Source organism: Aporhodopirellula sallentina SM41 (assembly GCF_000346505.1).
GTDB classification, from domain to species: domain Bacteria; phylum Planctomycetota; class Planctomycetia; order Pirellulales; family Pirellulaceae; genus Rhodopirellula; species Rhodopirellula sallentina.
The window spans coordinates 39,320-60,787 of record NZ_ANOH01000095.1 but is presented as its reverse complement, the minus strand read 5'-3'; the positions used below and the strand labels follow the sequence as shown (position 1 = coordinate 60,787).

Annotated in this window: 12 protein-coding genes; 5 read left to right on the top strand and 7 right to left on the bottom strand. The window is 57.3% G+C overall.

Annotation, left to right across the window (positions count from 1 at the left end; translation table 11 throughout):
- Positions 1-276: 276 nt before the first annotated feature.
- Complete coding sequence (locus RSSM_RS05400) at positions 277-2,637, bottom strand: glycosyl hydrolase family 95 catalytic domain-containing protein (RefSeq protein ID WP_236620960.1); 2,361 nt, start codon at positions 2,635-2,637, stop codon at positions 277-279.
- A 403-nt stretch (positions 2,638-3,040) separates the two neighbouring features.
- Here RSSM_RS05400 and RSSM_RS05395 point away from each other — a divergent pair, with 403 nt between their 5' ends.
- On the top strand, positions 3,041-4,588 hold the full coding sequence (locus RSSM_RS05395; RefSeq protein ID WP_044301220.1) for a hypothetical protein: 1,548 nt from the start codon (positions 3,041-3,043) through the stop codon (positions 4,586-4,588).
- Positions 4,589-4,816: 228 nt separating this feature from the next.
- Here RSSM_RS05395 and RSSM_RS05390 read toward each other — a convergent pair whose 3' ends face one another.
- The 4 genes from RSSM_RS05390 to RSSM_RS05370 all read right to left on the bottom strand — a co-directional run bounded on the left by RSSM_RS05390 (position 4,817) and on the right by RSSM_RS05370 (position 12,136).
- A complete protein-coding gene (locus tag RSSM_RS05390) occupies positions 4,817-6,301 on the bottom strand; it encodes a sulfatase family protein (protein ID WP_044301246.1) in 1,485 nt (494 codons plus the stop codon).
- A 198-nt stretch (positions 6,302-6,499) separates the two neighbouring features.
- Complete coding sequence (locus tag RSSM_RS05385; protein WP_008675395.1) at positions 6,500-10,009, bottom strand: PVC-type heme-binding CxxCH protein; 3,510 nt, start codon at positions 10,007-10,009, stop codon at positions 6,500-6,502.
- Positions 10,010-10,386: 377 nt separating this feature from the next.
- Complete coding sequence (locus RSSM_RS05375; RefSeq protein ID WP_008675390.1) at positions 10,387-11,016, bottom strand: hypothetical protein; 630 nt, start codon at positions 11,014-11,016, stop codon at positions 10,387-10,389.
- Positions 11,017-11,398: 382 nt separating this feature from the next.
- Positions 11,399-12,136, bottom strand: a complete 738-nt coding sequence (locus tag RSSM_RS05370) for a PEP-CTERM sorting domain-containing protein (protein WP_160168091.1) — start codon at positions 12,134-12,136, stop codon at positions 11,399-11,401.
- A 795-nt stretch (positions 12,137-12,931) separates the two neighbouring features.
- Here RSSM_RS05370 and RSSM_RS05365 point away from each other — a divergent pair.
- The 3 genes from RSSM_RS05365 to RSSM_RS05355 are packed head-to-tail and all read left to right on the top strand — an operon-like array spanning position 12,932 to position 16,438.
- The gene (locus tag RSSM_RS05365; RefSeq protein WP_008675387.1) at positions 12,932-14,923 is read left to right on the top strand and encodes a CotH kinase family protein; all 1,992 of its coding nucleotides are present in this window, start codon (positions 12,932-12,934) and stop codon (positions 14,921-14,923) included.
- Positions 14,920-15,765 (top strand): polyphosphate polymerase domain-containing protein, encoded by an 846-nt coding sequence (locus tag RSSM_RS05360; RefSeq protein ID WP_008675385.1) that lies wholly within the window; start codon positions 14,920-14,922, stop codon positions 15,763-15,765. The genes RSSM_RS05365 and RSSM_RS05360 overlap by 4 nt, the downstream gene beginning before the upstream one ends.
- Positions 15,758-16,438 carry a DUF4956 domain-containing protein gene (locus RSSM_RS05355; RefSeq protein ID WP_008675384.1) on the top strand — a complete coding sequence of 227 codons (681 nt, stop codon included), beginning with the start codon at positions 15,758-15,760 and terminating at the stop codon, positions 16,436-16,438. The genes RSSM_RS05360 and RSSM_RS05355 overlap by 8 nt, the downstream gene beginning before the upstream one ends.
- A 316-nt stretch (positions 16,439-16,754) precedes the next feature.
- Here the strand turns inward: RSSM_RS05355 and RSSM_RS05350 are convergent, their stop codons facing one another.
- The gene (locus tag RSSM_RS05350) at positions 16,755-17,456 is read right to left on the bottom strand and encodes a YceH family protein (protein ID WP_008675383.1); all 702 of its coding nucleotides are present in this window, start codon (positions 17,454-17,456) and stop codon (positions 16,755-16,757) included.
- A 269-nt stretch (positions 17,457-17,725) separates the two neighbouring features.
- On the opposite strand from RSSM_RS05350, the gene RSSM_RS05340 reads away from it, so the two are divergent.
- On the top strand, positions 17,726-20,020 hold the full coding sequence (locus RSSM_RS05340) for an AMP-binding protein (RefSeq protein ID WP_008675382.1): 2,295 nt from the start codon (positions 17,726-17,728) through the stop codon (positions 20,018-20,020).
- A gap of 377 nt (positions 20,021-20,397) precedes the next feature.
- Here RSSM_RS05340 and RSSM_RS05335 read toward each other — a convergent pair whose 3' ends face one another.
- Complete coding sequence (locus tag RSSM_RS05335; protein WP_044301212.1) at positions 20,398-21,375, bottom strand: DUF1559 domain-containing protein; 978 nt, start codon at positions 21,373-21,375, stop codon at positions 20,398-20,400.
- Between the last annotated feature and the right edge of the window lie 93 nt (positions 21,376-21,468).

The following is a 21,468-nucleotide window of genomic DNA, read 5'->3' as shown; positions in this document are numbered from 1 at the left end:
AGGCTTGGGGCTCGGGCGTTTAGTTGCCATTCCCGAGTACTTCAGTCAACTTAATTTTCGGGTAGTGGACGAGGCGACGAGTCCTTGATGCGCTAGTCACGTAAGGGGATTCCTTGCGTCATCCACTACGATTGCACCCGAAAGCCACGCTGCAGTGGAATACTGGGCGTTGCCTTGAGCTGACATAGCGTCGCCGCTTTGGGGCTGTTTGCGATAGCCTGCGGCATCCGCTACGTCATTTTGAAGCACGATCTAACGCCAGAGTTGCTCGACCGCTTATTCACGTTTCGCAGACACACCGAACGAATACGACGGTTGTTCGGTGTCGTCGATGCGAATTTCAGGGCTGGGTTTGGGCTGATCGTTTGGCCAGAACAGGACGCTCTCTCCTTTGGCGAGTTTGAGTCGATAGACACCGGGTTCCACCGGTTCTACGCTCGCGTCTTGGGCTGCCTCCCAATTCGCGTCGATCAATTGCGGTTGCACATCGACCGTGCCGCCGGTTTCTGCAATGATTTCGACCCAGTGTGTTTCGCCGTCTTTTTGTTGGGCGCTGACGAGGAAGGCTCCGTCGCAACGGAATCGGTCGAACTGAGCGTTGGCCCATCGACTTGGCACGGCAGGAAAGACGCGAATGCGTCCGCCCCATTGATGCAGCAACATTTCCTGCATCGTGGTGGCCCCGTGCAGCGGTGTCTCAATCACCGGCAGGGTCCCTGCTTCGGTGTAGAACGTGTTGGGGTGCAAGAACGGTTTGAGTTTGTTGAGGAATTCGTAGGCCCGCTCGCCATCGCCGAGAATCGCGGAAATGCACGCGCCGCCGGTGACGGAGTAACCTGCCATTCGTTTTCCGTGGCTGTGCCAATTGTCCAGACTCAATTCGATCAGTTCGCGATTGTCCGCCGAGTCCGGCACGAGCGTGCGGAGGGGATAGATCGCCAACAAGTGTGACCAGTGGCGATGCGGACCGGTCAGTGACACGCCCCGGCCGATCATGCGACCGGTTTCGTCGACGTGAACCGGGACGAGTTTCTCTTGCAACTGCGTCCAGTAAGAAATGAGTGGTTGTTCCTCTTTGTTGAGGTTCATTTCATCGGCCAACTCGAGCAACCGTCCGGAGCCCCAACGCAGCAGGTCGAGGTCGTACGTGCAGTCCTCCGCGATGCGGTATTCAGGGCTGTACGTTTTCGGAAGGTGTAGATAGCCGTCGGATTCTTCGACTAGAAAATGCCGGTAGTAATTGACCGCCCGCACGAGCAATGGATACAGAACTCGATCACGAAGGTCATCGTCCTGCCAGTAACGACATTCCATGTCGACGTTGTGGAGTGCCCAAAGAAGGTTGGCGGTTTCTCGTCCGATGCTGCCGTCTTTAGGAGGGCGGCCGTCACCGGGCTGGCCCGCATGGCCTGCCAAGTCCCAACCCGACGAGGTTCGGCCGATCGCGTAGGAATCGTGTCGGTATTCTTGGGCGACGTTTTCCGCGAGTTGATCGCGACATTGATCGAGGCGTCGCCCCAGTGCGGCTCCCATGCCACGCCGGTTCGCAGTTGCAAAACCGCTGTGCGATAGCTGTGCGTTGAGATTCCACCAAATCGCGTTCCACGCCGTCGGGTGCAACCATGGGCCTTGGTTGTCGATGATCCATTTGTCGGCCCGTGTCGCTGACGCGAGTTTGTATTGCTGGATCCAGTAAAACGCGTCCCAGTACGGATCGCCGGTCGCGAGGAAGCTCTGTTGGTAGTAGTCATGCCACCACTGACGATGCTGCTGAGTCCACGCGTCCTGGTCCTTCGAAGCGGCATTTCGAACGGCCGCGACGGCTCGGTTAACGGCATCCAGTTCGGGAAAGGAGTGTAGGACGCTCAACCACAACGTCGTGCGGTTGTCTGTAACGGATTGCTTCCACGCGACGGCTGTTTGTCCGCCGGCATAGAGATTGTGAACGGCCGTTTGAGTTCCGTCGGTGAGTTGGTCGAGCACCGCCGGTGGGTTTGCAGGCTTGCGCGGGTTTTTGCTGCGTAGGGCACGAGGGTTCTGTGCTTCGACGGGAACGTAAACAAATTTTGCACCGGAGAGATCGCCCGTCGTTTCAATCTCGAATCGCATGACCGGGGCATTGGCGTGGACGATAGTCTTCCACGATGCCGAACCGTTTTCGGATTGAACCTGCCCGATTGATTCCGCGTTCCAAAGTGAAAGACGCGAGGAACTGGCGCGGAGCGTTGCGGGAAATTCGACTCGCAGGTGTCCGATGAACAATCGGCCGCGGTTGAGAACTTCGACATTTTTTTCGTTGAAGTCATCTTTGTTGGCAGGGCGATGGTCGAACGCGGATGAGTTACCGACCGTCCATCGCAACGTCTTTTCGTTCTCCTGGTACATCATCGTTCCCTGTTCCCCGTTGCCGAGAAACGGAGACTCCATCCAACGATTTGGCAATCGGTCCCATGTTAAGTCGTGTTTTGATATTTCATCCTGCCATGCAACCTTGTTTTCACTCGCGGAGGCTTGAGAGAAGGACAGTAATAGCAGTGCGCCGAAAACTACTAACACATTGGCTCGCGCATAAAGCATTGCGATGTAATCTGACATGTTGGATGTATAAGACTTGATGCGCACAATGCCGGTTTTCATCGCGTGGTATCCACTCTGGTATTGATGGTTTTATCGAACCTCTACTTAGAACCGATCCGAATGCGACACAGCCGATCAGCGTTAGCCACGGTTTACACAATGCGTCGGGGCTAACGCCCGTTGGCGGATCAATTTGCCGAGTCTTTCAGATCGGTTCTTGATACTGGTTCTAGTCGGCTGCGTTAGGTTTATCTAGGAGGTTATACGTTTTTAGGAGCGTTGAACGCAGACGGTTGCAATCCAAATTGGATGAGACGTCGCACGTTTTCATTGTGCGCAAAGTGGCGGCGAATCTTTCGCGAGGAAGGAAAAACTTTGCGTGAGTCGCGATCGTGCGCGTTAGGATACGAAGAGGTGTTTCTGTGACCAATTCGACATCAAACGCGAAAGCAAGGGGATAGTTATGTTGGCAAACCGGGGGATCCCAGAACGACGTGCGTTTCTTCGGTCAGCGGGTCTGGCGGGAGCAACATTGGCGTTGGACCAATTCGGTTTTCTTTCGCGGTTGCCTCGTGTCGCAGCGGACGAGACGCGGTTGCCGGCAGGTTCGGTTCAGTTTTCCGATGACATCGAACCCTTGGTGCGTTTGCTCGAGGAAACCGAACGTAGCAAAGTGATCGAGACATTCGCTCGAAAGATCGCATCGGGCACGAGCTACCGCGAAGTATTGGCCGCGTTGTTGCTCGCAGGAGTCAGGAACGTGCAGCCACGTCCGAGCGTCGGATTCAAATTCCATGCGGTTTTGGTCGTTAACTCGGCGCATCTGGCCAGTCTGGCGGCGCCGGAGTCGGACCGATGGTTGCCGATTTTCTGGGCGTTGGATTACTTCAAGTCTTCGCAGGCGCGGGACGAACGCGAGGGTGATTGGACGATGTCGGCTGTCGACGAATCCAACGTTCCGCCATCGCATCGTGCCGAGCAGGCGTTCCGCGACGCAATGGATCATTGGGATGGGGACGCGGCCGATGTTGCGGTTGCCGCGTTGTGTCGGTCGATACCGGCTAACCGTGTTTTCGACCTGATGGCTCACTACGGATGTCGCGACTTTCGCAGCATCGGTCACAAGGCAATCTACGTCGCCAACGCGTATCGGACTCTCCAGTGCATCGGGTGGCAGTACGCGGAACCTGTGCTGCGATCGCTCGCCTACGCGATTCTCAATCACAACGGTGAACCCAACCCGTCGACCAGCAACCTACACGCGGACGAGGCGTGGCACACGACTCAGGAAGAGAGTCGCCGACTCGGAGAGAACTGGAACCATGGCCGAACCGACGCGGCGGCGACGCAGGATTTGTTGGCTGTCCTGCGTGAGTCGACGCCAGCCGATTCGGTGCGGGCGGTCGCGAAGATGCTCCGCGATGGTGTAGCGACGCAGTCCATTAGCGACGCGATCTTTCTCTCGGCGTCCGAAACGCTCGGCCAACAACCCGGGATCGTGTCCTTGCATTCGACGACGTCCACCAACGCGATGCAGTTTGCGTTGCGAACCACGTACGGTGACCAAACCCGCAAGGAATTGTTGCTGCAGAACGCCGCGTTCCTGCCGTACTTCCGCGAATCGATGCGGTCACGCGGAAAGGTAAACGATCGGACGATCGAAATAGATGCTCACGCCAATACCGACGAATCGAACGCGACTCAGGCAGCGACGGTCGATGAGATTTTTCGTGCCGTATCAACGGACCGTCCAAGTGCCGCGGCCGACATGCGAACTTATCTCGCAACGGGAGGCGAACCGGAAGCGTTGATCAACGCGGCGCGAAGGTTGGTATTTCTCAAAGGAAACGATTCCCACGACTACAAATTCAGCAGCGCCGTGCTGGAGGACTACTACGCGGTTTCGCCACCGTTTCGGGCGGCCTATCTGGCCAACGCGGCTTACCTGTTGCCCGGCACGCTCGACCGCGACAACGGGCTCGTCGGTCGGGTGAAGGCGGCACTCGTGTAGTGCTTTGGTGAGCGAATCGCGGCGTTGAGGTTTCCTGTAGGCCGTATTGGATCTTGCTGAAGATCCTGCTGTGTGAGGATCTTTCACAAGATCCACTGCGCGGAAATAGGACTGGCGTAAACTACGCGACCATTTTGATGCTCGACTTGTTCGATCCCTGTGACTGGATTGGCCACAAGTCAAACCACCGACGTCTGGCGACATCGGCTACGTCATTCTTAGAACGCTTTAGATGCCTTGGTTGCGGATCGCCATGCAGGCTTTCTCGAGGCGATCAGCGACTTCCGGGTGATCGTCGATGACGTTTTTCGTTTCCGCGATATCCGTCGAGAGGTCGAAGAGCTTGTATGGCCGTTTGTCTCGCTTGCCACGAGGAGCTTCACGACCACCTGATCCGTTTCCGAGAACGAGTTTCCATTTGCCTTCACGGATCGCGAACATGCCGCCGACCGAGTGATGGATGACGGGGGGACGCTCGAGCGAATTGCCGTCGAAGGTCGCCGTGAAACTGTAGCTGTCTTCGGCCGCTTTCGGGTCAACCTCGGTACCGGCGATTTCAGCGAGCGTTGCGAAGACGTCGGTCAGGCAAATTGTTGCTGCTGATTTCTCGCCGGCAGGCACATGGTCAGGCCAACGGACGAAGAACGGGACGCGGTGGCCGGCTTCCCAGATATCAGCCTTCGTTCCACGGTACGGTCCGTTGGCACGGTGATGGTCGGCCCGGTATTCCTGAACCGAATGATCCTCGACATGGTCAACAAAGTCGGGGTCTTCGCTGCAACGCATGAACGAACCGTTATCGCTGGTGTAGATCACGATCGTGTTGTCGCGGACTTTCGCATCGTCGATCGACTGCATGATTTGGCCGACGGTTTCATCGACTTGCACCACAAAGTCGCCGTACGGGCCGAGGCCGGTTTTGCCACGATATCGTGGGTGTGGAATCACAGGTTTGTGTGGCCCCGTCAGTGGCACGTAGAGAAAGAAGGGGGTATCGGTTTTCGCTTGTTCTGTGATGTACGAGCCTGCTTCGCGAGCGATGTCGTCGAGAACATTTTCCATGACGAGATCAGGCGACCGTTCGCCTTTGCGGAGGAACTCGGGAAAGCCGCGGGCCGGTTGTGGCAGCGACGGGAACTGCGTCAGCTCTCCGTCGCGGATATAGACGTATGGCGGAAAGTCGAGCGAAGCAGGAATGATGAACGAGGACTCGAATCCGTGCGTGTGTGCACCGTCGCTGACCGGTTGGGTGAAATCGAACTCCTTGCCGTTCTTTGCGAATCCCAATCCGAGGTGCCACTTGCCAACAATCCCCGTTTGATACCCAGCGTTCTTCAGCATGTCTGCGATCGTGATCCGATCGGGTTTCATCAAGGGGGCGCCGTAACCATTGAGTACACCGGATTTGAGTCTCGTGCGCCAGCAGTAGCGTCCGGTCAGCAAGCCATACCGTGTCGGTGTGCAGACGCTGCTAGGCGTGTGGGCGTCGGTGTACGTCATACCCTCGCCGGCGAGCCGATCGAGATGCGGGGTTGGAATCTTCGAGTCAGGGTTCAACGCATGAACGTCTCCCGTGCCCATGTCATCGGCCAGAATCAACACCACGTTGGGCGGAGTGGTTTCGGCCGATGCGGCAACGGGAATGAGCACGGAAAGAACGAGACTCAGCAAACATGCGGTGATTGCCGAGGAGCAGGCGTTGATTGAAGACATGGGATTCATGGCGAGGGGCTAGTGGAGTCTCTGCGCGAAGGCGTCCGGTTGTTCGAGCCGGGCGTGACTTCCGGTGGGACGCCACGCAACGAGGATCGATCCCGTCGGCGTTGGCGTTTGATAATGAGTAATCCGCGTGATCATGAATCATCACAGCGAACGAGTAACACGCGATTGGCGACGAGCGTCGCGACGTGGTTACTTACTGCGGACGTCGATGATGTATTTTACCAAGTCATCGAACTCGCTGCGGCTCTTGAGTTGCCGGACCAAGTTCTCAGGCATCATCGAGACTTTCGATTCGATGATCTCTTCGACGTCGTCTTGTGGGATCGTGATCGGTTCCGGTGATGCGACGTTGCGTAGAACGACCTCATCGTCCGTTTCGGAAACCAGGATGCCGGTAATCAATTCGCCGTCGGCTGTCAGTACACTGACCTGCGCGAAGTCTTTGTTGATCAACACAGACGGTCGTAGGATCGCATCGACCAGTTGTTCGGGCGTTAACGCGGTGGTCATTTGAGCCAGGTCGGGTCCGAATTTCGCAGCGCCGCCCGGAGGGTCGTGACACGCAAAGCATGCCGCCGATGACTCGTAGAAGACCTTCTGTCCTCGCTTCGCGTTGCCGCGTTCGATCGCAACGCTAGCGAGTTCAGCAGCCGACGACGCGAGCAGTTCGGCTTCGAGAGGTTCGTTGGAGAACTCTTCTGCGGCCGCCATTGCCGCATCGGCAAATTCGGGTTCCAACGGATGCTCGGCGAGCAGGTCGGCGGGTTTATAGAACGTGGAACGTCCGGCGGTTTGTTCGCGGACACGTTTGACCGTACGGGAACTGATCGGGGAGGCTTCATTGCCCCATGTGTTGCGGACAAAGGTGAGCACGGCGGCGAGTTCTTTGTCGCTCAGTAGTGACCGGAAAGCGGTCATCGGCGGGGTGCCGCGTGCAGGATCAAACGTCTTGCCGTGAACCGAGAGTTTTCCCCAAAGGCCGTGGAGTGACAATTTAATCAAGCGTTCTTCGTCGCCGAGAACCCAGGGGCTGTCGACCAGCGACGGGTAAACCGTTTCGTTCCCTTTGCCGTGCGTCAGGTGACACGTCGCGCAGTGTGATTCACGTTGATAGACCTGTGAGCCGAGGCGATAGGTTTTGCGAAGTGATCGATCGAGGTGCTTCGGTGTCGAGAATTTGACGAACTCGCTTTCGGCCTCGGATGCGAAACCGCTTCCTCCGGTCGTGTCGACGTTCTCCCAAAAGTGTTTAACCGTTTTGGCAGCCATGGCAGCGTGTTTGACATTCGAGCTGAGCAACGTCTCGAGCAGTTCTTCGTTTCGAACGTTGTGTTGCTGATGCAGCCAAAGGGCCTCGAGCAAATGGTGGGCTTCCGTTTCGTCGTTCGGATCGAAATCGGCACACCATGTCTGTGCGGCGGCAATCACTTCGTTGGAATCGCGCGCGCTGAGTTCCACGCGGGTTCGGTGTCGAACGCCGTTGGTCGGGTGTTTGAGGTTTTCGAGGAGGGCAGCGATCGGTTGCCCGGCGATCTTGACCGGTTCCTGCAGCGGACGATCCTTGACCGTCAAACGCAGGATACGGCCGTGTGCGTGATCGCGATTGGGGTCACGAATGTTATGTTGCATGTGCCCGATGATGGCATTGTGCCAATCCGAAACGTATAACGCACCGTCTTCACCGACGACCGCATCGGTCGGGCGAAAGTTGCGATCATCGCTGTTGATCAGTTCGAGCCCCGGCGTGCCCCAGACTTCGCCGAACTTTCGTGATTTACCGTCGCCCTCGCGATCGAGAGAATATTGTTTGACCCCTAGGAACCCGATTGTGTTGCAGATGAGGAAATCGTTTTGGATCTCCTCGGGGAAGTGCTGCGATGACAAAATCGCGTTCGCGGCAACGGGGCGGAACTCTTTGGTCAGCAACGTGTGCATCTTGAATCCCTTGCCTTCGGGACGCACTTGGTACGACCGACCGCCGGTGCCGTCGTTGGCATAGCAGTAGCCCCAGTAGTCGAAACTCGTGCCGTGCGGGTTCGGGCTGTTGGCGGCATGAGGCGTGATGGCAAACGTCCGTGGATCGAATCGGTACATGCCCGAGGCACCGATATGCAGGTTTTGCTTCCACGGGGTTTCGTGGTTGTGGACCAGGAAGATTCCGCTCTGCCAGTAGATACCACCGTCAGGACCGTAGACCAAATTGTTGGCCGCGTGGTGAGTGTCCGACGTGCCGAGTCCCTGCAGCAACACCTGACGCACGTCGGCTTTGTCGTCGCCGTCGGTGTCTTTGAGAAACAGCAGATCGGGGCCGGACGTTACGATCACGCCGCCACCCCAGAATTCGAAACCGAGCGGATTGTGAACGGTCGCAAAGATCTTTCGCGAGTCCGCTTTGCCGTCGTTGTCGGTGTCCTCCAGGATCATGAGGCTGTCTTTGAGTTCCGTGCCGGGTTCCCATTTCGGATAGGAGTTCCAACTCGCGACCCACAACCGGCCGTGCCCGTCGACTTGCATTTGCACCGGATTGGCGAGGTCGGGGAACTGCACCTCGGATGCGAAGACGTTTAATTCGTATCCTTCGGGGGCGTTCATCTTTGTGATCGACTCTTCCGGCGTCAGGTAGTCGATGTTGCCTTCCTTCTTTGCGCTCGAACTGCGACTGCCACCGCCGATGTTCGAGATGACTTCGACCGGAGGAGGTACGTTGCTGTCGTCAACGACGTGTTGCTTTCCGGCGACCGCTGCCCAAATGGCTTCGTCGCGGTTGGCCGTCATCACGTCGAGCATCTCGAGTTCGTGTTTGAGCACGTCCGCGTTGCTCTGTCCGTCAACAAAAGTCAACGTCGAGCGGGATCCCCAAATGTCATTGCCATCGGTGGCTCGGTAGCGATTGTGCCAGTGCCAGTTTTTGTCTTGCACGGCGTCATAAACTTTGCTGATGTTGGATGTCTGCGTGAGCGTCGTGCCGGTCAGAGCGTCCGTGATGATCTCGGCGAGTTTCTCGTATCCTTTGGCGTTTAAGTGAATGCCGTTGAGCGTGTACGGTTCGGATGTGCTAGCGAACAGCCGGCGAGTCGGTGTGAATAGGTCCACGAACGAAACGCCCGCATCCTCGGCGGCTTTCGCCGTTGCCTCGGTGTAGATGGCCAGGTTGGTGTTCAGGTCGGTGCCTTCGGGCAGATTGCGATCGCCCAGGTTTTGATACGCGATTGGGCTGAAGAGCACGAAGCGAACTTCCTTGCCTTGCTCCTGCATCAGTCCACGATAGCGTTGGACGAGTTTGATGAGTTCTTGCCGATAGGCGTCGGCTCCTTCTGGTCCGGCGAACGATTCGTTGTACCCGTAAAAGGTGAAGACGACGCTCGGTGCGACGTGCTGTAGGTATTCGTCATCGTTGGTGAACCCTTTGCTGCGGGGTTTCTTGTTGACCATGTCGCCCGAAAAACTCATGTTTCGAAAGCGAACGTCGAGCCCTTGGGTTTGGCACTGAAGGAACGTTTCCACCCACGGTGAATGCTGCATTCGGTCGGCCAAACCGTTGCCGTAGATTGCAACGACGTCGTCTTTTTGGAACGCAAAGGACTCGTCGGCACCGGCACGATGAGGATCAAGAACAGAACCAATAGCGAGCGTGAGAAGCAGCACACTCCCGAGCCGGGCGAGTCGCTCGGCGGGGATGCAACGGCAAATGCGTTTCATATTTTCAGCGGCGGGTAGGTGTGGTGGCGACGAGCAGCGAACGATTCACGTCGGCTGTCGGTCGACCGGGGCGGGGGCAAGGCGGGCGCGTTCAGGATACCGAACGCGGGTGCATCGATTTCAGTCACAAAGTATAGACTAAAAGAAATTGTGCATCACCGCCTTGCGATTGCAAAGCCAAATGCGGCCGAAATGCCACGCATCAAAAACATGGTGAACGCCAGTGCAGCGGTCGCGGTCTGGGAGGCGGCTGGCGAGACACGATTGGTTTCCCCCTGATCCGCCGAGCCAGTACAGGAGCAGGCCAGAAACCGTTGGAGTGAAGGCTTTAGCCGACCAAGTCACACCCCATCGTATTTCACGGCCCCCACATTCCGCTAAAACTCCGCCGGATCCCAGTCATTCCCGTAATCATCGATCGGGTATGACTTCCAGATTCGCAAGGCTTTCTCACGTCCAACGGATTCAAGATATTCGCGTGCGTTGCAGTACGGCCACTCCGTCCATTTTTCGCAGTACCCGTGCTTGACCGCGTTATGCAAAACGTAATTGGTCGAGGCATGAAAGTGCCCCTCGGACTTCATCACGGTTTCCGCGGTGTTGCACCAAACTTGCCGCCCGCGAGTTTCATCATCGCCGTTCCAGTCGAACGAGGTGCGGCCATGCAGTTTGCCGAGTTGCTTGAGCAGGCTCTGGATTTCCTGGGTTTGAACGAGCGCGTGGTAGTGGTTGGGCAGCACGGTCCACGCGTAGATTTGCGTGCAGTTCTCGCCAAGCACACGAACAAGGTCCGCTTCGAACTTCGCCATGCGGTCGGGAGACTCGCCGATGACGGGAACGTGCTCGAAGCATGCAGCGGTAAGCATGTAAACCGTTCGCGTCTCGTCACTGCGATGCGGGATGCTGTGCCAAGGCTGTTGATACTGGCGACGCTGTTCGAGCGTCTGACGTCGCTGCTCGTCCGTCAAACTCCGCCAGCGATACATCGTTTCCGATTCACGCGGCATGATCTGAATACCGTTGGAGTGAAGGCTTTAGCCGACTTTACCCTCACTCAGCGAGATGACGCGCCGAATGATGGACTTGAGTTCGGTGTGATGAATGGTGACTTGGGATCAGGCCGCGATCGGCTAAAGCCTTGACTCCAACGGTGGGAGTGGCTGCGGGGCGCGATGAACAACTCTCTCTAATATTCCTACTCATAATGCCGTGAGCTTGAAACGCTTACCGAACGCGACCTTGAAGGCGTTGCGTTACCTTGGAGGGGAAGCACATCTAAGGCCCCCCTATCATCTGAACCCAAGACAAGCGAACTCATGTGGACCCTATCCAATCTCAAAAACTGATTTGCCTTGGCGTGGAACTATCCATCTTGGGCTAGGTCCTACCCTAATTCACTTTCGCCAATCTTCGACGATTCCGAAGGGTGACTACCCCCGCAATTACTCCTAGCAATGCGAGCGACGATGGTTCTGGAACGGCAGTTGCCGTTATTGTGCTGAACTGAACGCTCCAATCTTCAAAAGTCCCGGAATCAGCCAGGTCCCCCGTGTTGGAGTACTCGAAAGTTGGGTTGACGTACAAACCACCTAGCGGCGTGCTACCACCGACAAGTGTAATTGTCGTTCCACCAGACATACTTGTAATGCTGAGATCGGTATCGGCGAGATTGATGAAATCAACTTCGCTGACTCCATCAAAGACAACATCATGAGTCGCTGATGTATCGGAAACGATGTCGAATGTCATTGTGAATGACTCGCCCAGCGTGATCTGTCCGTCGCCCCCTAATCCCATTGTTTCTAGTGAAGTGGTGAAGTTTATATCGTTGGGAGAGGAGAAAGTGAGATCAAAAACGAAAGACTCATTGAAAGAATTGTCATCATTCAAGTCGACGTTGGAGACTGTGAACCGAGCGGATGTTGAGCCGACCTGGACCGAGGAGGGCGCCGTGTTAATAGCAAAGGAGCTAGTTCCATCAGTTCCGTTACCTCCGACGGTTCCCTCGAGTTCGGCTCCTGAAGAGGGGTTCCCATCTGCATTCATATCAACAATGGTGATTACCGACGATTGGCATTCAGCCGCTAGAAGAAGCACGAATGCCGCAACCCGGAGTGCGTGAAGCATCGTTCTTAGTTTGTTGGAGAACATTCCAAATCTCTTATTTCCACGAGTTGATCGTCAATTGAACCAAGTGAGTGGATTACTTGGTTTTCGGTGACGGAGTTAGATAGGTCACAAACAGCCGACGGGGTAAAACACAGCTTACAGGGTATTTACGGAAACACACCGTCGCCCCCCACTATTTTTCTTGAATTAACCGGTTCTTAAAGAGAATGAGAGGTTGGATGGTGCCACCCATGAGAGGTCGGATGGTGCCGCCCATCGACCGAAACACCAATCGGCTAAAGCCTTGACTCCAACGATGGCCGGATGGTGCCATCCACGGGGCGGAGGAGCGATCATGTCCCGCCTCTAGGCCGGCCTACACCTCGACCATTCGGGGCATTTTGCGTTTAGGGGTTTGTACGCGAAGCGTATGTCCTTCTAACGTTCGAGCGACCTTAGCCGGTAGCTGCCCTGCCCGCCCGATCGGGGCGGCTTTATATCTCAAAACGCGGCGATTTCCACATGCCTCTCTCTGGCAGGCTCTCTCTCTCGTCGCGATTTCAGGGTGGCGCCGATCCAAAGCCCAGGTCGCGTTTTGCGGCGCGGGAGAAATGTTAATTTTTGGTGGCGGTTTGTCGGCTGCCACGCAACTGGTTCAACAGCAGATTGATTTCGATCGCTGTTTCCTGCGTGAATCGTGGCCTCGGTGATGGCCACAGCGGCGTGAGCCGTTTTGGTGTTTATCGAAAGAGGGCATCAAAAGGAGGGCAGGGCTGCGATCCTTCTAGTCCCCGTTCCGTTGAGAAGCCCCTGATGTTGTCCCGTGTCGGTTTGATTGTTTTTGCTCTCGGTGTCGTCGCTGCGGCCACCTTCACTCTCGCACAACCGCCGGGAATGGGCGGTGAGGAAAGAGAAATTCTCGACCAGTTTGATACCGACCAAAACGGATGGTTGGACGAGGCGGAACGGCGATCGGCGAGAGAATACGTCAAAGAAAACCCGGCCCAGCGAGGAGGCTTTGGCGGGCCTGGAGGGCCAGGTGGCCCCGGCGGCCAGGGCGGGTTTGGTGGACCCGGCGGACCCGGCGGACCCGGCGGACCCGGCGGACCCGGCGGACCCGGCGGACCCGGCGGACCGGGCGGACCGGGTGGACCCGGCGGATTTGGTGGGCCACCGGAAGGATTCGGCCCGCCACCCGGATTTGGGCCTCCGCCTGAGTTCGGCCCAGAAGGAGACGAGGGCCGGTTTGATCGCGGTGGCCCAGATCGCGGCGGCCCAGATCGTGGCGGCCCAGATCGTGGCGGCCCAGATCGTGGCGGCCCAGATCGTGGCGGCCCAGATCAGCGAGGGCGAGATCAGGGTGGCCGAGATCGGGGCGGCTTTGACCGTGGCGGTTTCGAACGAGGTGAGCGAGGCCGTGGTGGATTTGGCGGACGCGGAGGTCGTGGTGGACCGGGAGGTCCCGGCGGACCGATGGGCGGACGCGGTGGCAATCGTCCGGAAGCCAAACCGGGAGAGAAGATCGAAAAGTCATCCGTCAAACCGCTCGACAACGAGCTCTACGATACCTCGGTGCTGCGAACCATCTTCATCGACTTTGCCAACGACGATTGGGAGTCGGAGATGGAAGACTTTCACAACACCGATGTCGATGTTGCGGCAACGTTGACGGTGGACGGTGAAGAGTATCCCAATTGCGGGATTCGTTTCCGCGGTGCGTCGTCGTACGGGATGGTGCCTTCGGGATACAAGCGTTCGCTCAACGTTTCGGTCGACATGGCCAACGAAGACCAACGCGTGCTCGGGTACAAGACGCTCAACCTGCTCAACTGCAACGGCGACGCCTCGCTGCTTAGCACCGTCTTGTACTCGCGGATTGCCGGAAAACATATGGTTGTCCCCAAGTCGAACTTGGTTCGCGTTGTCATCAACGGCGAGTACTGGGGCGTCTACAGCAACGTTCAGCAATTCAACAAAGCGTTCTTGAAAGAGAATTATGGCAGTGGCAAGGGAGCCCGATGGAAAGTCAGCGGATCGCCTCGCGGGGGCGGTGGGCTCGATTACCGTGGTCCTGATCCTACGAACTATCAGCACCCGTATGAGCAAAAATCGGGCGACGACAAAGATCTCGCCAAACTGATCGAACTGTGCCGCGTCCTCGAAGAAACGCCGACCGCGGACCTGCCCGCTGCTCTCGAGCCGATCGTCGACGTTGACGAATTGTTGTGGTTCTTGGCTCTCGACAATGGACTGATTAACTCGGACGGCTATTGGATTCGGGCGAGCGACTACAGCATGTTTTTGGATAAGGACGACGTGTTTCACTTCATCCCTCACGATATGAACGAAGCGTTCCGCGGGGCAGGTGGTCCGGGCATGGGCGGCCGAGGTCGTGGAGGTCGACGAGGTGGAGGCCCCGAGCAGGGCGAACGCGACAACACCGCCTCACCGGTCGAACTCGATCCGTTGATCGGCCTGAACGACGCCAGCAAACCGCTACGCAGTAAAGTGTTGGCTGTTCCTAAGTACCGCGAGCAGTATCTGAGCAACCTCCGTGAGCTCGCCGAGAATGATCTGAACTGGAACAACCTCGGACCGTTTGTCGAGCAGCAACGTTCGCTAATCGAAGATGCGGTCAAAGCGGAAACGCGAAGTCTGTCGACGTTCGAACAGTTCACGTCCGTGATGTCCGAATCGACCAGTCCCGCTCACGAGGCCGTTCCGCAACGCGGCCACGGCGCGATGAATTTGAAGGCGTTCGCGGACAGTCGTGGTGCGTTTTTGTTGAAGGAGGCTTCCAAGTGACCTACGCGAATCCTAGGCTGCGACGCGTCGAGATGAAGTTCATGCTCGACGCGGATTTGTCCGAACAGGTGAGGGACTGGGCGATCGACCGACTCGGTGTCGATGAAAACAGTGCCTCCGATGGCAGCAATAGTTACGACATCCATTCGCTCTACCTCGATACGCCCGACTACGATCTGTATCATCGCACCGGTGTGATTGGCAAAGCGAAACATCGCGTTCGCCGGTACGGCAGCGACGAGATGTTGGTACTCGAAACCAAACGCAAAAAGAACATGGTCGTGCGAAAGAATCGCTCCGCCGTTTTCGAATCGGACTTCGCCGCACAGGTTCTCGAATTATCGCGGCAGTCCGGTGGCAGCGTAGTGGCATCGGACCAATCGTCTGGTGAGCCTTGGTGTGGCGATTGGTTCTTGAAACGAATCGCGGAGCGACGTTTGTTCCCGGCGACAGAAATTGCGTACCGGCGATTCGCACGAACTTCGATGGTCAACGGCGAGAATTTGCGACTGACCATCGACAGCAACATGGTGGCCCGTTCGCCTCGTGGGTGGAGCGTTGCGATGCCCGGTGATGTTTATGGTGATGACGCCCGCAGCGGTTTTCGGTCGATCGGTGAGTTTGAGATTCTCGAGCTGAAGTTTGAAAAACAGATGCCGCATCTGTTCAAAGAGTTGCTGCGGAGTTTTCCGATTCCTGGCACGCGGTTCTCGAAATTTCGTACCGCGATGAAGCATCAATTGAGACGAACGGACCGAGCCCACACCGGGGTGGCGAGGCCAGCGATTCCCGACGCCGCTTTTCACCGCACTCATGCGACGGAGCAGATGAGCAATGCCTGAATGGTTCACGAGCGTCACGACGACTCAGGTGGATCCCAACCTTCCTGTGCTGGTCACTCGGTTGGCACTGGCGTGGTTGTGCGGGTGCGTGGTTGCATGGTTGGCCGGACGTCAACGGCCCGCGGATTCCCCGGACACGTTGACGTTGACGTTGATCTTGATGAGCATTCTGATCGCGATGGCGACGCAGATCATTGGCGACAATATCGCTCGGGCGTTCAGCCTGGTCGGTGCGTTGTCGATCGTTCGGTTCCGGACCGCGGTGCCGGCGACGCGCGACGTGGCGTTCGTTTTGGCTGCGGTCGTGGTCGGAATGGCCGTCGGTGCCGGTCAGTACTGGGTCGCCGGTTTCGGGCTTTGCTTCGTCGCCTTGGCGAGCCAGTTCAATCGCACCGAACCCAGTCGTACCAGCGGTGAATCACGCGGCAGCAGCAAGACGAAAGCGTGGCGGCTGAACATGGTCGTTGGTTTGAGTTCCACCGAAGGATGGGAGCCGGCGCTGGAACAGTTCGCCGAAAGCCATCAGTTGGTGTCAGCCCAAACGACACGCCGTGGCGGCGCGATGGAGTTGGTGTATCGAATCGTTCCAAAAACCGATGCCAACGCGGTCGAGATGGTGGCCACGTTGAACGGATTGCCCACGGTCGAGTCCGTTTCGACCAAAGAGGGCTAGAAATGAGGTCGCGCTCGATAGAAAACGTTTCATTGGGCCATCCAAAAATCTGACGAGCCTGATCATCCGTAGCGAAAGTCGCCAAGACTTTCGGCGATTGCACGAGGCACGCCGAAACTCTTCGGGGGGTGTTGATTTAATCAAGAGTCAACCTGTTTTCGTTTAGCCGGTAGCCGTAGGCGACGTGCAGTGGCAAGTAGGTCGCCTACGGCTGCCCGCTAAACGATTAAATCGACAAACTCTTGGCGAGTGTTGTTACCCCAGTGGATTCGAACACTGACATGTTCAATCCAGCTACGTCGTTTTTGAAAACGTTCTAGGACTCGAGGTCAGCGAGTTTCTTTTCGAGGGCTTCGAGGCGAGCGGTGACGTCGTCGAGGCGTTGTTGGATCTTGTCGATCTTGCCTTCGTTCGCGGCCGATCCGGGAGCGGTCGCGGGGACGGTCGAGCCTGCCGTCGCGGCTTGCTTTTCCACTTTCGCCGCGATGTGTTGACGCTCGGCGGGTGTGTAGAGGGTATGGGCGAAAGTCTGGCCGCGTCCGGGTGGAGTGACGGCAAAGACGAGGTCTTTTTCGACCAACGCATTGACTTCGGCCTGCACGGCGCTGAGGTCCACGAACGGGTGCATTCGCGAGGCGCGTGTTCGCAGTTCACCGAGGGTTTGCGGCCCACGCAGCAGCAGTTCCGTCATGATGGCCGCGCCGGGGCTGTCGACGTCGAACCATTCGTAGGCGGCGTGTCGGTATTTGGTCACCCGGCCGCTGCCTTGAATTTCGCGGACCGCGCCGGCTTCGCGGAGTTCGTCGAGTGCCCGCAATGCGTCTCCTTCGTCGACGTCCATTTTGGGATCACGGTTCGACTTTTGGTTGCAACCGGTGATGATTCCCGCCAAGCTCAACGGATAGCTATCCGGGGTCGTTTTCGCTTTTTCGACCAGCACAGCGAGGCATCGGCGGGCGACCGCGGTTAGCGGTTTGACGCGTGATTCGGATTCTTCGTTAGCGGATGGATCGCTCATGATGAATAAACTGCTCAGTGGGGTTCGTGCGGAGACAGCAAGACGTCCGATCGATGAATCGTATCATCTCGCGCCGAAATTCCGATCCCCCGGCAACCGGTGGCGGTTTTCTGTCGAACATTTCTTGGTGAACCGGGACAAATCTCGCGCATCGGTCTCTGCGCCGAGGGCACCAGATCGGTATCATCATGCGTTTTGGTGAATTAGAAATCCCTACTGTCCAGAATCGCGTGCCACGGGATGAATCCGACACGCGCCCGGGAGTTTGAATGTTGTCCCCGCTGACTATCACGTTGCTGATCATCGCAGTCATTATTGCGATTTGCGTTTACATGGCTTACCAACACCCGCGGCTATTCGTCCGCGGGATTTTTCGGCCGATTCTAGGCACGCTTTATCGCGGTCGAACCGTCGGGTTGGAGAATCTGCCGAAGGAAGGCGGCGTGATGGTGGTCAGCAATCACGTGTCGTGGATCGACGGGATTCTCATTTTGTGGCTGCTGCCGCGAAACGTTCGGTTCGTCGTCGACGGTGGCAACTTCAAGTCGCGGTTGGGTGATTATCTCGGCCGAGCGTTCGACACGATCTACATGATGGGCGGCCCCAAAGCGATCGGGCGAGCCTTGCGAACGGCCCGCGAAGGTCTCAACAACGGCGACGTGATCGGTATTTTCGCCGAGGGCACGATCACCCGAACCGGTCAGGTGCAGGCGTTCCGACCGGGGATGACAAAGATTCTTCAGAAGACCGACGCGCAGGTCGTTCCTGTTTATCTCGAGGGACTTTGGGGCAGCATCTTCAGTTTCTCGGGCGGGCGTTTCTTTAAGAAGTGGCCGAACAAAATTCGCCGCACCGTGACGTTGTATGTTGGCGAGCCTCTGCCGCCGGACACGCCGATCTCGACGATCCGCACCCGCGTTCAAGCTCTCGGGTCGCAGGCTCAGATCGACAACCGACGAGAGTTCCCTGTCTTGGCCAGACGAGTTCTCAAACAATGGCGACGACGGGGGAAACGACTGCAAGCCGCTGATTCACTCGGAATCGAGGCCGGCGGTCGCACGTTGTTGATCCGCACCTTGGCACTGCGTCGGTGTCTTCGCCGCGAAGTGTTCACCGATGACGAGCAGTTTGTTGGTGTGTTGTTGCCACCGAGTGTCGGTGCCGTCGCGGTGAACGTGGCTCTCGCCGCCGATCGCCGCGTCAGTGCGAACCTAAACTACACCGTGACGAGTGAGGTGATGAATCACTGCATTCATGACGTTGGGGTCAAACACGTTTTGACTAGCGATCGGTTCATGGAGAAGCTCGATCTCGATCTCGACGCGGAGGTCGTTTCGCTCGATGAGCTGAAGAAGAAGGTCTCGACGCTCGACAAAATCATCGCTGCTCTCCAAGCCACCGTGGTTCCGTCGTGGTTGCTCGATTGGATCCTCGGGCTCAACAAAGTCAAGAGTGACGATCTGCTCACGGTGATTTTCACCAGCGGCTCGACCGGGATGCCCAAGGGGGTTCTGCTGTCCAACGCGAACGTCAGCCACAACGTCGACGCGGTCCAGCGAGCGATCCGGCTCGACCAGGAAGATGTCGTGATCGGGATCCTGCCGTTTTTCCACTCGTTCGGGTACGCGGTGACATTGTGGGCGGCTCAAACACTCGGTCCGGCCGGTGTCTACCATTTCAATCCGCTCGATTCGAAGCAGATCGGAAAGCTGTCCGAGAAATACAAAGCCACGGTGCTTTTGGGGACACCCACGTTTTTGCGGGGCTATCTCCGGCGGGTCACGGTGGAACAGTTCAAGACGCTCGACGTGGTCGTCGTTGGAGCCGAGAAGATGCCACTCGATCTATTCGATGCGTTCGAAAAGAAGTTCGGCGTCCGACCGGTCGAAGGTTATGGGACTACGGAAATGAGTCCGTTGGTGAGCGTGAATATCCCGATGTCGCGTTCGCAGGCGAAGTATCAACCCGATCGCGTGGAGGGCAGCGTGGGCCGACCGCTGCCTGGGATCTCGGCGAAGATTGTGTCGCCAGACGACGGCAGCGAATTGTCGACGGGCGAAGACGGCATGTTGTTGGTGACCGGTCCGAACGTGATGCGAGGTTATGCCGGGCAAAAGGAGTTGACGGAAAAAGCGGTCGTCGACGGATGGTACAGCACGGGAGACATTGCCCACATCGACGCGGACGGTTTCCTGCACATCACCGGGCGGTTGAGTCGGTTCTCCAAGATCGGCGGCGAGATGGTGCCGCATTTGAAGATCGAAGAGGAAATCGCGAAGATGCTTTGCGAGGGCGATGAGGACGATCAATTGCGGGCATGCGTCACCGCGGTACCGGATGAAAAGAAGGGCGAACGGATTATCGTGTTGCACAAGCACACCGCGGTTTCGGTCGACGAAATGCGAGAAGGTTTGCGAGCGGCTGGGTTGCCGAACCTTTTCATCCCCGGAACGGATTCGTTCATCGAGGTCGATGAGATCCCGTTGCTCGGTACCGGCAAGTTGGATCTCAAAGGGGCAAAGGATTTGGCGTTGGAGCGAACCAGCAAAGCCACCGCAAAGTAGTGGGCCCGTCGTTGGGATAAACACGTAGCTCGGTCTTTCCAAGACCGAGTGCAGGCGTCGGTTGGGTTGGTGGATCGATGTGCTTCGATTGGTTTGCTAGCTCGGGAGTGGTTTGTCCGCCTCGGAGATGCGGACCTACGTGGCGGTGCTGCCAAGTCGTTGGCCTGGGTTAGGCAAATGGTTGGTCCTTTGGGCCGTTTGATGTTGAGATGTTGGGGTAAAACTAGCTCGGTCTTGGTAAGGTCGAGCTACGCACGTGAGCCGAATGGCCGTGAGGCCATGGGTGGAAGGGTTGTGCGATTTTGCGAGCCTGGCAGGCTGAAAACTCGAGTGCTTACGCACTTCGGCTCACCATTCAGATTCGGTCGAACCTGCTATCAGAATTCTGACATGTCGATGACTTCGTGCTCGGCGCGGGAGCCGATTGCGTGGCGTACTTCGTGGTTCATTGCTTCGTTTGCGAAGCGTACCGAACCGTCGCACATCAGAATGTGCAAACCGCCTGGGTGATAGCTGCCTAGAGAGATCTCTTTCTCTTCTTCACGTTCGTCGCCGTTGAGGTTGAAGCCGTAGTGCAGTGATCCGAGGACTTCTGAAAAGTCTTGGCCGTTGAGTTTGTCGATCTCGGGGTGGTACAGCGAAAAGTGGTCGCAGATGTTGCAGTCGTTGAATTCGATGTATCGGGTCTCGCCGACCAGGGCCGTGTTGCTGAGTCCGTCGAGCACGTCGGCGAACGACATCGCTAAACGTTCCGGGTTATTGTCGCACTTGTCCGTCGGGTTCACGATGTGGCAAAAATCGGTGGCTAGAAAAACACCGTCGCCTTTGTCGAACCCGATCCGCGACGTGGAGTAATTGTCCGTTTGGACGTTACCGCCGCCGATACCGAGATAGCTGTTGAGAACGCGACCTTCGATCTGGTCGATCGATTCACCGAGGGCGATCGGTCCGTACTGCGACGGACACCGGAACGCCATCACTGGCGTTTGAGCGAGTTGTCGAAAACGTTGGCTTTCGATCTGTCCGCCGGTCGGACCACCGGGTTCGCCGTAGGGGACAATGTCCGCGAGAGCGCGTTGTTCGATGAAACCCAAGATGTCCGTCGTCCAACTCAGCCCCCACCCGCCCTTGGCTCCCCACGGGATTCGGCGGTAGGTGGCCTCGTAGTTATGGATGCCGAGCCCGATCTGTTTCAAATTGTTCGAACACTGGACTCGGCGAGCGGCCTCGCGGGCTGCCTGAACAGCCGGCAGCAGCAAACCCACCATCACTCCGATAATGGCGATCACCACCAATAGCTCAACCAGGGTGAACCCGGTTCGGGGGCGCTGCAGGGGTGGTCGCGTCGACGGCATGAGCGGCGGGAGTGTGGGGAGGCGAGGATCGATCGGCCATCATTTTCGCCCAATCACCCCTCCCGGGGAAGCATCTGCGGATCGAAAAATCGT

Excerpts from the sequence above, each read along its gene's own strand:
- RSSM_RS05400 (WP_236620960.1), bottom strand. The coding sequence starts at position 2,637 with ATGAAAACCGGCATTGTGCGCATCAAGTCTTATACATCCAACATGTCA.
- RSSM_RS05395 (WP_044301220.1), top strand. The coding sequence starts at position 3,041 with ATGTTGGCAAACCGGGGGATCCCAGAACGACGTGCGTTTCTTCGGTCA.
- RSSM_RS05390 (WP_044301246.1), bottom strand. The coding sequence starts at position 6,301 with ATGTCTTCAATCAACGCCTGCTCCTCGGCAATCACCGCATGTTTGCTG.
- RSSM_RS05385 (WP_008675395.1), bottom strand. The coding sequence starts at position 10,009 with ATGAAACGCATTTGCCGTTGCATCCCCGCCGAGCGACTCGCCCGGCTC.
- RSSM_RS05375 (WP_008675390.1), bottom strand. The coding sequence starts at position 11,016 with ATGCCGCGTGAATCGGAAACGATGTATCGCTGGCGGAGTTTGACGGAC.
- RSSM_RS05370 (WP_160168091.1), bottom strand. The coding sequence starts at position 12,136 with ATGCTTCACGCACTCCGGGTTGCGGCATTCGTGCTTCTTCTAGCGGCT.
- RSSM_RS05365 (WP_008675387.1), top strand. The coding sequence starts at position 12,932 with ATGTTGTCCCGTGTCGGTTTGATTGTTTTTGCTCTCGGTGTCGTCGCT.
- RSSM_RS05355 (WP_008675384.1), top strand. The coding sequence starts at position 15,758 with ATGCCTGAATGGTTCACGAGCGTCACGACGACTCAGGTGGATCCCAAC.
- RSSM_RS05350 (WP_008675383.1), bottom strand. The coding sequence starts at position 17,456 with ATGAGCGATCCATCCGCTAACGAAGAATCCGAATCACGCGTCAAACCG.
- RSSM_RS05340 (WP_008675382.1), top strand. The coding sequence starts at position 17,726 with ATGTTGTCCCCGCTGACTATCACGTTGCTGATCATCGCAGTCATTATT.
- RSSM_RS05335 (WP_044301212.1), bottom strand. The coding sequence starts at position 21,375 with ATGCCGTCGACGCGACCACCCCTGCAGCGCCCCCGAACCGGGTTCACC.